Source organism: Micromonospora yangpuensis (genome assembly GCF_900091615.1).
Classification (GTDB): domain Bacteria; phylum Actinomycetota; class Actinomycetes; order Mycobacteriales; family Micromonosporaceae; genus Micromonospora; species Micromonospora yangpuensis.
On record NZ_FMIA01000002.1, the window covers coordinates 1,388,840 to 1,401,392 of the forward strand.

At 70.9% G+C, this 12,553-nt stretch carries 11 protein-coding genes; 10 read left to right on the top strand and 1 reads right to left on the bottom strand.

The features are described from left to right. Window positions 1-67 precede the first annotated feature (67 nt). The 4 genes from GA0070617_RS06575 to GA0070617_RS06590 are packed head-to-tail and all read left to right on the top strand — an operon-like array spanning window position 68 to window position 5,629. Window positions 68-496 carry a YbaB/EbfC family nucleoid-associated protein gene (locus GA0070617_RS06575; RefSeq protein ID WP_091446001.1) on the top strand — a complete coding sequence of 143 codons (429 nt, stop codon included), beginning with the start codon at window positions 68-70 and terminating at the stop codon, window positions 494-496. Beyond that, window positions 489-833, top strand: a complete 345-nt coding sequence (locus GA0070617_RS06580; protein WP_091434919.1) for a hypothetical protein — start codon at window positions 489-491, stop codon at window positions 831-833. Before GA0070617_RS06575 ends, GA0070617_RS06580 begins: the two co-directional genes overlap by 8 nt. 18 nt (window positions 834-851) lie before the next feature. Next, window positions 852-5,189, top strand: coding sequence for a toxin glutamine deamidase domain-containing protein (locus GA0070617_RS06585; RefSeq protein ID WP_091434922.1), 4,338 nt, complete (start codon window positions 852-854; stop codon window positions 5,187-5,189). Then, window positions 5,186-5,629, top strand: a complete 444-nt coding sequence (locus GA0070617_RS06590; protein WP_091434924.1) for a hypothetical protein — start codon at window positions 5,186-5,188, stop codon at window positions 5,627-5,629. Before GA0070617_RS06585 ends, GA0070617_RS06590 begins: the two co-directional genes overlap by 4 nt. A gap of 22 nt (window positions 5,630-5,651) precedes the next feature. Here GA0070617_RS06590 and GA0070617_RS06595 read toward each other — a convergent pair whose 3' ends face one another. Continuing rightward, the gene (locus tag GA0070617_RS06595) at window positions 5,652-6,284 is read right to left on the bottom strand and encodes a TetR/AcrR family transcriptional regulator (protein WP_229688125.1); all 633 of its coding nucleotides are present in this window, start codon (window positions 6,282-6,284) and stop codon (window positions 5,652-5,654) included. A gap of 155 nt (window positions 6,285-6,439) precedes the next feature. Here GA0070617_RS06595 and GA0070617_RS06600 point away from each other — a divergent pair, with 155 nt between their 5' ends. From GA0070617_RS06600 to GA0070617_RS06625, 6 genes are all read left to right on the top strand, one after another. Then, the gene (locus GA0070617_RS06600; RefSeq protein ID WP_091446005.1) at window positions 6,440-7,219 is read left to right on the top strand and encodes an SDR family oxidoreductase; all 780 of its coding nucleotides are present in this window, start codon (window positions 6,440-6,442) and stop codon (window positions 7,217-7,219) included. A 181-nt stretch (window positions 7,220-7,400) separates the two neighbouring features. Next, window positions 7,401-8,642 (top strand): hypothetical protein, encoded by a 1,242-nt coding sequence (locus GA0070617_RS06605; RefSeq protein WP_175440453.1) that lies wholly within the window; start codon window positions 7,401-7,403, stop codon window positions 8,640-8,642. Window positions 8,643-8,711: 69 nt separating this feature from the next. Beyond that, window positions 8,712-10,097 (top strand): phosphomannomutase/phosphoglucomutase, encoded by a 1,386-nt coding sequence (locus GA0070617_RS06610; protein ID WP_091446007.1) that lies wholly within the window; start codon window positions 8,712-8,714, stop codon window positions 10,095-10,097. A gap of 61 nt (window positions 10,098-10,158) precedes the next feature. Next, window positions 10,159-10,344, top strand: coding sequence for a Trm112 family protein (locus GA0070617_RS06615; RefSeq protein ID WP_091434926.1), 186 nt, complete (start codon window positions 10,159-10,161; stop codon window positions 10,342-10,344). Continuing rightward, a complete protein-coding gene (locus GA0070617_RS06620; RefSeq protein WP_091434928.1) occupies window positions 10,341-11,537 on the top strand; it encodes an SIS domain-containing protein in 1,197 nt (398 codons plus the stop codon). The genes GA0070617_RS06615 and GA0070617_RS06620 overlap by 4 nt, the downstream gene beginning before the upstream one ends. A gap of 28 nt (window positions 11,538-11,565) precedes the next feature. Beyond that, on the top strand, window positions 11,566-12,552 hold the full coding sequence (locus GA0070617_RS06625; RefSeq protein ID WP_091434930.1) for a cation diffusion facilitator family transporter: 987 nt from the start codon (window positions 11,566-11,568) through the stop codon (window positions 12,550-12,552). Window position 12,553: the final 1 nt, after the last annotated feature.

Genomic DNA, 12,553 nt, shown 5'->3' on the forward strand with positions numbered 1-12,553 from the left:
TTACCGGACCCACAGGATTCGTGGCACCCGGTATGGTCTGGCCTACTGATCGTGACGGGAGGTGGCGGTGGTCGAGAGCGTGGACCGGGATGCCAACCGGGCGCTGCGGGCCCGGTTCGACGACGTCTACGGGCAGTACCGACAGCTCCGGTCCGGTCTGGACGACCTCCAGGTCAGGCTGGCGGAGCTGCGGGTCACCCGACGCTCCGACGACGGTCAGGTGACCGCGACCGTGGGCGCGCGGGGAGAGGTTCTCGGCATCGAGCTCGACCAGACCGTGTACCGGGACCGGGACGCCGCCGCGCTCAGCCGGAAGATCACCGCGACGGTGCGCCAGGCGACCGCCGACGCGGCAGCCGCCACCCAGGACCTGGTCGCCGGCTACCTGCCGGCCAGCTCCGGGACGATGGACTTCCTCCGTTCCGGTGATTTCGGTGCGCTGCTGCGCCGGGCCGACGCCGCCGTCGAGCGCGGAGAGCGGGGCCAGCATGGCTGAGGGGCACCTGTGGCTCGATCCGTCCCGGGCCCGCCGCGGTGCGACGGACCTGTCGTCGGCCGGCGCGGCGATCAGCGCGAGGCGGCGACAGACCGGTGGTCGGATCGCGGCGGCGAGCGCGAAACGCCCCTGGGGGAACGACGACATCGGCGCCGCCTTCGAAGAGCGCTACCGCGGCATCGAGGAGCTCGTGCTGCGGGCCTGGGAGGGCGTCGGACGCCGGGTCGAAGGACTGGGTGGCGACGCCGTCCGGTCGGTGGAGGCCAACGTCGGCACGGACGTCGGTAACGCCGCACGGTTCGATCGGATCCCGGACCAGCGCCACCTCGACCGTTGACCGTCGGAGGCCACCCTCGTGACGCTGTTGCCGAGTCCGATCCCGCATCCGCTGGAGTTCTCGCCGTGGGAGCTGCCGGGCTGGGTGTACGAGGCCCTGGACTGGGTGGTCGGTGTCCAGTGGCCCGACGGCAACGAACGCGCCGTCTGGGACCTTGCTGACCAGTGGTACGGGGTGGCGGCGGCGTTGGCCGGTCCGCGTGCCGACGCGTTCGCCGCCGCAGCCGAGGTGCGGTCCGGGTACGGCGGCCTCGGGGCGGTGGCCGAGGCGTTCGACACCGCCTGGCGGCGGGTGGCCGAGGGCGACGACGCTCCGCTGCCGGTGCTGTTGGCGGTCACTCAGGATCTCGGCCGGCTGGTCGAGGAGTGTGGTTGTGACATCGAGGGCGCCAAGATCGAGGTCTGGATCGAGCTTGGCATCCTCGTGACCGAGCTGGCCATCCTGGCCGCGGTGACGGTGCTGACCGCCGGGGCGGCATCACCGGCCGCCGCCCCGCTGATCGCCGCGACGCGGGTGGTCGTCCAGCAGATCTTCCGGCGGCTGATCGCCCAACTGGCCCGCAAGGGGCTCAAGCACGGGCTCAGGGAGGCCGGCGAGCGGGCGGCCAAGGAGACGATCCGCAGCGGTGCGCGAGGGCTGGCCCGGCGAGCGGCCGTCGGTGGTGCCTTCGAGGCGGCCGAGGAGAGCGGCATCACCCTGGCCACCCAGGCGTACCAGAACTCCACCGGTCGTCGGCACGGCCTGGACGTGGCGGACGTCGGTGCCTCGGCGGTGGGTGGGTTCGCCGGGGGTGCCGCCGCGCCGGCGGCCTTCCTGGGCCGGCACTTCAGCGGGCGGGCGGCCCGGATCGGCGAGCATGTCGGCAGGTCGATGGCCGGAGAGGTGATCGCGGAGAACGCGGCCAGCCTCGCCACCGGGCAGGGGCTCACGTCCGGGCAGGACGCCGCCCGCGCCGCAGCCTCCGGGGTCCGGGGATCGGCCACCGGCCAGGCCGACGCCGCCCTGCACGCCCGCCTCGACGGACGCCTCAGCGCCCTGGCCGGCAACTCCGCCGCCCCGCCGAACCTCGGTGCACCGCCTCCGGCGTACCCCGAGGGGGTGACCGTTCCCGCGACGGACGGCGACCCGGCGCCCACCGGCATCCCTTTCCCACGCGCGGGCTCCGCTCCAGACGCCGCCCTGTCGCAGGCCGCGTCGGCCCCGGTCGTCGAAGGCCGGGCCGCCCTCGTCTCCGGACCACCCGACAGCCGTCCTACCTCGACGGCGGACCCGGCGCCACACTCGACGGCCGGTGCCCCCAACCTGGTCGCGGGCGTCACCGCCGACCTGCCGGCCGACCCGTCCTCGGGTATCCCGACCATCGCGTCCGGTCCGGTGGTTCCCGCCCCGCCCGACGCTTCACCGTCGTCGAGGCTGGAGGCAGCGCCGTCGGTGGTGGACCACCGTGACGTCCCTGCACCTGCCGAGCCGGAAGTGCCGGGCGACCCTCGTCTCGCCACCGGACCAGTGACCAGCCCCACCCTGTCTTCGGTGCTCGTGGAACCGACAGTTGCACCGTCCTCATCGCTGGCGTCGTCGGTGCCGTCGGTTGGGTCCGTCGCCGGGCCGGGCGAGCCCGGTGTCACGACGGGCAGCCACACCTCGTCTGCCGGTCCGGTGACCGGTGCCGTCGCCCCGGCGGCCGCCACTTCCACGGCGGCCCCGCCGGCGGCCTCTGTGGTCTCACCATCTCCGATGATCCCGCCGGATGGGGTGGCGCAACCGGTGAGCACCGGCCCGGCAACGGGGGTGTCGCCTGTTCCCGGCACGGTCTATCGGTCCAGGCACAGCTCGGTCACCCAGCCCCTCAACCCCGGCCCACCGACGGCCCCGCCGGATCCGGCACCACACCCGGACCGGCAGGACCTGGCCCACCTGCAACCACGCACCCCGCAGTGGTACGCCGCCAAGTGGGCCGTCGAACGAGAAGGCCTCGACCGCCGCCGCTACCAGGGCTACTTCGAAGCGCAACGCGCCTGGTACGAGGAGAACCGGCGGACCGACGAGGCGGCCAGACTGAGAGGGCTGGCCCAGGAGAACGAACGGAGGGGGCGCGAGTACTACCACCATGCCCGGGGCCTCAAGGTCGCTGGCGATGTCAAGGCCGCCAGGGCATGGAACGGCGCGGCGGATGCCTGGTTCCGCGAGAGCTATCGACATCACGATCTCGCTGAGGCGGTGTTGGCGGGGACGGTCAAGCCGCACTCCGTCCGCATCGACGACGAGTCGGCTTTCCAGCGGATCAACGACGACGTGGCCGACCTGGCGACCGGCGCGGTCGAGACCGACGACCGGTCGGCGCTCACCGGTGACGGTCGTCCGCCGACGATCGACCGCTCCCGCCCGTACGGTGTCCGGGGTGGACTCCGTCCGCCGTTGGCGCTGCACCAGACCGACCTGGAACGGCAGATGCCGCGCGACGACCAGGGCCGGGTGCTGCGTACCGCCGATCCTCGCCGGGGTGGATGGTTCGCGCTGGCCAACGACGGCGGGCCACAGGCCGACCCGACCCGGGGCATCAACTGCCTCGACTGCACCCTGTCGCTCTACGAGACCTGGATGCACGGTCGTCCCAGGGTGTCGGCGCCCCGTACCTTCGACGCCTACGCCGAGGGTGACATCAGGTCGCCGCTGGGCGGTGAGGCGGACGGCCCCGGGCGCGCCGAAACCGCGACTGGTGGCCGCTTCCAGCGCCTCTGCACCCCGCCGAACACCCAGCCCATGACCGTGGCGTACGCGGTGGACCAGTCCTACCGCAACCTGCACGACCAGCTTCGCCTCGGTGGACACGGCAGTTTCGCCTTCGTCATCACCGACTGGGAGGGCGGTGGCTCACACATCTGGGCCGCCCTCAACCAGAACGGCACGGTGCTCTACCTCGACCCGCAGACCAACCTGGTAAGCGACCGCCCGTTGTACGGCCACAACGGTGCCACGAACCCGCACAACGTCGTCGGCATCGACGTCATGGTGCTCGCCCCGGACGGCCGGCCCATGCCCCTCGGTGGCCTGCAACGCGGTTGGCACAGCCAGCAGCCCGACCTGCCGCACCATCCACCCGCACCACAGAATCAGGGGTACGGCGAGCCGTACCTCAACCGCCTCCACCTGCTCAACGGCCCCGGCTCGACCACACCGCCAGAGCCATTCCAAAACGATTTAAGCCCACTGTCTGGATCGATGCCGATGCGAGAAGGCGTGGCATCCGCATCTGATCTAGAAGCTGCTTTTGTCGCCGGTGTAACGTCCCTTGAAATTATTTCGGAGTTGAGCGAAAAGGCGCTGAGGCGACTCGCGCCGATGCTGAACGAGTCGGATGCGAAGGATGTGGCAGCGCTCTTCCGGGAACCTGCTGTCCAGAAGATGTTTGCAGATTTCGAACAGGTTCCGTCGCAGGGTGGTAGCGGATTTGGTCAAGAGTTGTTCATGCGGTTGCTGTCCTCTCCTGATCTGGCACGCCTGATCATCGATGTGCCTGAGTTGTGCCGCTCTCTAGCTGCGAGGCCGTTGACGTGGCACCACCTTGCCGGGCAGCCGCAGGCTGTCGACGTGCTCGTCTCGTCTCTTACCCACCTGGTGGCAGAGGGCGTTGATGCGACGGATATTGCGGATCCTCAGGCGCAACCAACGCCGCTGACCCAGGATCAGATCCGAATAAGCGATTCATTTGTTTGTTCTGATCAAGAATCCATGCAGCTGGGTTTCGACTTACGAAGGCGTGCAGATCCCGAGTATCGGCGTCAGTATCTTGATGAACTCTATGTGGAGGCCAGCCTTGCGCAGCAGGAGGTCAACGCAATCGCTGAGAGACTGGCTGCTCATGCTCGCTTCGACGCCCGAGCAGAGGGGCGTCCACGGCCCAAGGATCGACAACGAGCCGAAGACAAGGTCGCAAAGTACGACGGCGATGCATCCCAGTTGACTGACCTTGCAGCAGGGAAGGTTAGCTTCAGTTCTTTGATGGATCTCTATGCCACGCTCGCCTTACTCAAGGTGGATGTCGGTGTGGAAATCGTAGCGTTCGACGATCGATTCCGAAACCCTCAGAGTAGTGGATACCGGGACATCCAAATGATGATTCGGACGAGCCGAGGGCATGTTGCTGAGTTTCGCCTGCATCTGCTGGCGCTCGATGAGGTTGCATCATGGGAGCATGCCTTGTACAAAGTGCGACGTGACCTTATTGCGATCGCCAAAGAGCAGGGACGTACTCTGTCACAGGTAGAGCGGGCCGTCTGGAACGCTGTTCTCGCGCAGGAACAGCAGTTCTTCTGGCGAGCCCTTCAGTCAACACTGAATGGAGAGTTGCCGGGATGAGAGAGATGCCAGGTCTGGTATTGCCGGCGTACTTCTCGTACTTCAAACGACCTTTGAAGGTCGGTGCTGGGCCGGACGGTGGCTTGACGGCTTGGCGTCTCTCCGTCGACTCGGGCGGGTGGGAGGCTGCGGACGACCTTGTCGCCGACGTCTTGCTGGCCGTCGGGGGTGAGGTCAGTTCACTCAACCCGGATGATTTTGTGCAGTTGACGGAACGTACCCGTGCTCGTTACCTGCAAGGCGATGGGCCAATCTTCGCGCTGTACGAAACGATCGACGCCATCATTTCGGTTGCCGCAGGGGAGTCGCGCCAGTTGACCGACCGGGAGAGTGAACTCGTGCGAGGGATTCGGCGGAAGACCTTCGTCCTGTTCGAGGAGCAGTTGCAGCGGGACGGCAAGCCCGGAGCTGACCCCGGTCTGGCCCTGTCGCCGTCATGAGCCCCGAGGTGCACAGGGGACGTCAGCCGTCGGTCGACGGCCCCGGTCCGGGTGTCGCGTACCGGGCGGCGATGGTGCGGACGGCCTCGTCGACCACCTGAGCGACGCGTTCGGCGCTCACCTCCCAGCCCGGCACCAGGAGCGCCGGCCAGAAGACGTAGTTGGAGATCATGCCCAGGAACTGGGTGGCGGCGAGCTCCACGTCCTCGACCCGTACCGTTCCCGCCTCGTGCTCAGCCAGGAGATAGCTGCGTACGGACTCGAAGTAGGGCATCTTGCCCTGCGAGAATTGCGCATGGGCCAGCTCAGGGAAGCGCGGCAGCTCGGCGATGACGATCCTGAACAGGTCGGTCATCTGGGCGCGGCCCAGTAGCTCGGCGTAACGGCGACCGATCATGCTGAGCCCGTCGACGACGTTGCCTGCCGGCGGCGGATCCACCTCGTCGGCGGTCGACCAGGACTCGGCCACGATGGCGTCGAACAGGGCGGCCTTGCTCGGAAACTGCTTGAACAGGGTGGCCCGCGAAACGCCCGAGCGTTCGGCGATCCGCGCCAGCGACGTCCGGTCGTAGCCCAACTCGAGAAACAGTGCGGTCGCGGCCGTCACGATCAGCGCGCGCTTTTCCTGGGCGACGCGCTGGTGGTACGTCGGCACGACCCTGCTCATGGGACCGAGCATACGAGGTGAGTGGCTTGACTCACCATTGCCGTCGACCTAGCATCCAGTGATGGTGAGTCGGTCGGCTCACCACTGGCCGCCGTTCATCTCTGGTGATCCCGGCCAGCCACCCCCGTACCGAGGAGCAGCTGATGCCCCGCTTCGACAACCAGACCGTGCTCGTGACCGGTGGGGCCGGCGGTCAGGGCGCGAGCCACGTACGCGCCTTCCACGCCGAGGGGGCGAACGTGGTGATCGGCGGCATCGACGCCGAACGCGGTGGCGCTCTCGCCGCCGAGCTCGGCAGCCGCGCTCGCTTCACCCCGCTCGACGTCACCGACGAGGGTTCGTGGTCCGCCGCCGTAGTGGCTGCCGAGAGCGCCTTCGGTGCCCTGAACGTGCTCGTCAACAACGCGGGCGTGCAGAACCCGCCCGCGACGATCGAAGACACGGAGCAGGCCACCTGGTCGCGCATCCTCGACGTCAACCTCACCGGGACCTTCCTCGGCATCAAGGTCGCAGCCCCCGCTCTGCGCCGCGCGGCAGGGGGATCCATCGTCAACATCGCCTCGATCATGGGTCTGGGCGGCACGGCTCACTACGCGCCGTACGTCGCCAGCAAGTGGGCCGTGCGAGGCCTCACCCGTACGGCGGCACTCGAACTCGGTCGCGACCACATCCGGGTGAACACCATCCACCCCGGCGTGATCTCGACCCCCTTCATCCACGAGCCGGCGGCCGGCGCGGTCGCGGCAATCGGCGACTTCTACTCGCCCGAGCCGTTCGCCGTTCCCCGACTCGGGGAGCCGACCGACGTCACCCGGCTTCTCCTGTTCCTCACCTCATCGGACGCGTCGTTCATCACGGGCTCGGAGTACGTCATCGACGGTGGACTCCTCCTCGGCCCCGCCCTTCAGGCCGGGACCGCATGAGCACGATCAACGGTCGACTCGGGCGCTGCGGCTGATCTTCTCGGCGCGGGAGGGGGCCGGGGCGGCGCGGGCGGACGGAGTACCCTGCCCACAGGCGCGGGGCTGGGAGAACAGCGCGTCTGGTGCCTCGGTAGTAGCCTGACCGGCGGCCCAACTCGGGGCCGGACACGGTGAGGTGATCATGTCGGTACGTCGGCACGTGGTACGCCTGGTGACGACCAGTGCGGTGCTCGGCGGTCTGGTGGCCGTCGGCGCGGCCCCGGCCTTCGCCGACGACGACTCGGTCCGGGTCCGTTCCTCGGACGGGTTCAGCGCCGGTGGTTCGCCGGGTGCGGTGACCGTGGAGGTCCGCAAGCGCAGCGAGGGCTGTGCGCAGGTGCGTACCGTGCTGGGGTTGCGGCTCGACGGACTGCGGGCCGACCAGGTCCGGGTGCAGGCCGACGCGGGCGGACGGTGGGGCCCGGTGGGGGTTTCCGGCGGCGACGGGGCCGTCGGCACCGCTACCGTCGTGCCCGCCCGGCCCGTGGTCTGCGAGGGCCGGAGTGCTAGGGTGCGGTACCGGATCTCGTTCACCGCCGGGGCGCCCGCCGGCCGGTTGACGGTGGTCGCCCAGGTGGTCACCGCGCAGGGCCGGTCGATCGGCCAGGACGCCACCACGTCCCGGGTCGGTGGTCGGCTCGCCGCCGTCGCCACGCCGTCGCCCACCCCGTCGAAGTCGAAGAAACCGAGTCCGACGCCGAGTCCGAGCGCGGTCGCCACCACCGAGGCGGCGGCACCGCCGGCGGCACCCGCCGCCGCGCCGGCGCTGGCCACGGTCGCCGCCGGGTCGGGGTCCCTCGCGGCGGCGCCCTCCAGTGGGATGTCACCGGTGTTGCTCTTCGGGGTGGCCATGGTGGTGCTCGGGCTCGGGCTGATCATCCTGCTGGTCCGCCGGTCGCGGGCGGACCGCAGGTCGACCGAGCCGGCGGAGGAGACCTCGGTCGGGCCGGCGTTCCCGCTGCCGGGCAAGCCGGGCGGCACCACCTACGGTGCCGGTGCGCCGGTGCCGCCGGGTGGCTCGCCGCCGGCGGCCGGCGGCGTGTACGGGCGGCAGCAACCGAGCCAGCCGACGCCGTCGGGTGGCACCGTGTACGGCGCGCCGACGCCCCGGCCGGCCGGCAACGTCTACGGGGCCCCACCGGCCCCGGCCACCGGCCCGGCACCGTCGACCCCGCCGAGCGCCGCAACCCCGCCGAGCGCCGCAACCCCGCCGAGCGCGTCGGGCGCGCCGCCGCCGTACCAGGCGGGTCTGCCGAAGGCCGGGCTCTACCCGCCGGTCGTGCCGCGTCAGCCGACCGGCGAGGCCGGATCCACCGGTACGCCACCGGCGGGCCCGGCAGCGGGCGGCGACTCGACCACGATCATGCCGCGCCTGCCCGACTGAGCCGGGTGGAGCCGGACCACTCCGATACGCTCAGCTTCGTTGACGACCTGCTGCGAAGGAGTGGAACCGGTGGCTGATTTGTCCCAGATTGTGAAGGCGTACGACGTCCGTGGGACGGTGCCGGACCAATGGGACGAGCGGGTCGCCGAGGCTCTCGGCGTCGCCTTCGCCCAACTGCTGAACGGCCTCGGTGAGCCGGGTGACGCGGTGCTGGTGGCGCACGATATGCGGGCCACCGGCCCCGGTCTCGCCGCCGCCTTCGCCCGGGGCGTGCAGGCGCAGGGGCGCTCGGTGATCGACATCGGGCTGGCCTCCACCGACATGCTCTACTACGCCTCCGGCTCGCTCGACCTGCCCGGGGCGATGTTCACCGCCAGTCACAATCCGGCCCAGTACAACGGCATCAAGATGTGCCGCTCCGGTGCCCGCCCGATCGGCCAGGACAGCGGGCTGGCCGAGATCCGTCAGCGGGCCCAGGCGCTGCTGGACGCCGGCGAGGTCGGCGCGGCCGGGCAGCCGACCCGGTCGGTCGAGCAGCGCAACCTGCTCCCCGAGTACGCCGCCCACCTGCGCAAGCTGGTCGACCTGAGCGGTATCCGGCCGCTGAAGGTGGTCGTCGACGCCGGCAACGGCATGGGTGGCTACACGGTGCCGAGCGTGCTCGGTGACGCCGCCCTGCCGGCCCTGCCGCTGGAGATCGTCCCGCTCTACTTCGAGCTGGACGGCACCTTCCCCAACCACGAGGCGAACCCGCTGGACCCGGCGAACCTGGTCGACCTGCAGCGGGCCGTCCGCGAGCACGGCGCGGACCTCGGGCTGGCCTTCGACGGCGACGCCGACCGGTGCTTCGTGATCGACGAGCGCGGCGAGCCGGTCTCCCCGTCGGCGATCACCGGTCTGGTCGCGGTCCGGGAGCTGGCCCGGCACCCCGGTTCGGTGGTGATCCACAACCTGATCTGCTCCAGCGCCGTCCCGGACATCGTCCGGGAGCACGGCGGCGAGCCGCTGGTGGCCCGGGTCGGGCACTCTTTCATCAAGGCCGAGATGGCCCGGACCAACGCCGTCTTCGGCGGGGAGCACTCGGCGCACTACTACTTCCGGGACTTCTGGTTCGCCGACACCGGCATGCTGGCCGCCATGCACACCCTCGCCGCCCTCGGCGGGCAGGATCTGCCCCTGTCCGAGCTGGCCCGGGAGTACGAGCGGTACGTCGCCTCCGGTGAGATCAACTCGACGGTGACCGACCAGGCCGGGAAGGTCGCCGAGGTCCGGGCCGCCTACCCGGAGGCCGAGGCCGACGAGCTGGACGGGTTGACCCTGCGCTTCCCGGACGGGGCCTGGTTCAACCTGCGCGCGTCGAACACCGAGCCGTTGTTGCGGCTCAACGTCGAGGCACCGGCCCGGGAGCGGATGATCTCGCTCCGCGACGAGGTGCTCGACCGGGTACGTCGATAAGATCCCTGCGCCGGTCGGCACCGCCGACCGGTGAGACCGCACACGTGGAAGGAGCCGCGCCGTGGCCCTGGACCCGCAGTTGCTAGAGATCCTCGCCTGTCCGGACACACACCACTCGCCGTTGGACTACGACGCCGGGGCGCAGACGTTGACCTGCACCGAGTGCGGGCGGATCTTCGAGGTCCGCGACGACGTACCGGTGCTGTTGTTGGACGAGGCGCGCGGCGGCCCGGAGCAGCGGTCGTGATCGACGGTACGGCGGGGGTCAGCGGACGCCGGGACCCCGACGAGGCCCTGCTCGACAACCCGGACGCGCTGGCCGAGCGCGACCCGGGTGGCATGCTGCGGCACACCGCCAGCGCCGGTGCGCAGGTCCGGGAGGCGGCGGCGCTGACCGCCGAGGCCAACCTGTCGGTGCTCGCCGACGAGGGACGGCCCCGCGCGGTGATCATCGCCGGCATCGGCACCGCCGGCCGTACCGGGGACGTGCTGGCCACCGTCGCCGGGCCGCGCTGCCCGGCCCCGGTCATCGCGCACCGCAGCGCCGGGGTGCCCGGCTGGGTAGGCGCGGCGGACGTGGTGATCGCGGTCAGCGCCTCCGGGCGCAGCCCCGAGGCGCTCGGTGCCGCCGAGGCCGCGCACCGCCGGGGTGCCCGGCTGGTCGCGGTCGGCGCCCCCGACTCGCAGCTCCAGTCGGTCGCCGAGCGGGCGCGGGCGCCGTTCGTGCCGGTGCCCCGCCGGGCCCCGGCCCGGGCCAGCCTCTGGGCGCTCACGGTGCCGGTGCTGCTCGCCGCCCGGGCGCTCGGCCTGGTGAAGGTCAACGAGGCGGACCTGGCGGAGACGGCCGCGCGGCTGGACGCCGAGGCGGACCGGAGCCGGCCTACCGCCGAGTCCTTCGTCAACCCGGCGAAGTCGCTGGCCCTGGGCCTGGCCGGCTCGGTACCGATCGTCTGGGGTTCGTCCCCGCTGGCCACCGTGGCGGCCCGTCGCTTCGGCGACACCCTGTCGGCGAACGCCCGGTACCCGGTGGTCACCGGGGCGCTCGGTGAGGCCGGCCGGGGTCGGGTGGGACTGCTCGACGGCGTCTTCGGTGGGCTGGTCGAGGGGGAGCGGGACATCTTCGCCGACCCCGACGAGTCCGCCGACGGTGGCACCCGACTGCGGCTGGTGCTGCTGCGCGACGGTGGCCTGAACGCCGAGGACGACACCGACGAGCCGTTGGCGGTCGAGGAGCGTCGGGCCGACGCGGTGCAGGTCCTCGCCGAGCGGCGGGGGGTGCGCTGCGACGTGGTCACCGCCGAGGGTGGCTCCGCGCTGGAGCGGCTCGCCTCGCTGGTGGCGGTGCCGGACTTCGCCTCGATCTACCTCGCGCTGGCGCACGGTCTGGACCCGATGGCGGTACCCGCCGTCACCGAGATGAAGGAGCTGGCCAACCAGTGAGCACTGGTGACACCGGGGCGGGGGCGGCGTGAGCGCCTCCGGCGGGACGAAGGCGATCATCGCCGCCCTGTTGGCGAACGTCGGCATCGCGGTCACCAAGTTCGTCGCGTTCCTGCTGACCGGCTCCTCGTCGATGCTTGCCGAGTCGATCCACTCGGTGGCCGACTCCGGCAACCAGGGTCTGCTGCTGCTCGGTGGCCGCCGGGCCCGACGGGCGGCCACCCCGCAACACCCCTTCGGGTACGGGCGGGAGCGCTACATCTACGCGTTCATCGTGTCGATCGTGCTGTTCACCGTCGGTGGCCTCTTCGCGCTCTACGAGGCGTACCACAAGTGGTCGCATCCGGAGGCGATCACCGCCTGGCACTGGGTGCCGGTGGCCGTGCTGCTGGCGGCGATCGTCATGGAGTCGTTCTCCTTCCGCACCGCGATCCGGGAGTCCAACCTGGTCCGGGGCGGTCAGTCCTGGGTCCGGTTCATCCGGCGGGCCAAGGCGCCGGAGCTGCCGGTGGTGCTCCTTGAGGACTTCGGTGCCCTGATCGGCCTGGTCTTCGCGCTCTTCGGGGTGGGGCTGACCCTGGCCACCGACGACGGTCGTTGGGACGCGGCCGGTACGGCGATGATCGGCGTGCTGCTGGTGGCCATCGCGGTGGTGCTGGCGATCGAGACCAAGAGCCTGCTGCTCGGTGAGGGGGCCGAGGAGTCCGACGTCACGGCGATCTCCCGGGCGGTCACCGACGGGCCGGAGGTCGAGCGGATCATCCACATGAAGACCCTCTACCTGGGCCCGGAGGAGCTGATGGTGGCCGCGAAGATCGCCGTCGAGCCGTGCGAGAGCGCCGAGGAGCTGGCCCGGGGGATCAACGCCGTGGAGGCGCGGATCAGGGCCGCGGTGCCGGTCGCCCGGGTGATCTACCTGGAACCGGACATCTACTCCGCGGCGGCGGCCCGGTCCGCCACGGGCGGCGGCGAGCAGGGCCCGGCAGCCGATCCGCCGGGCGTCGCGGAGCACTGAG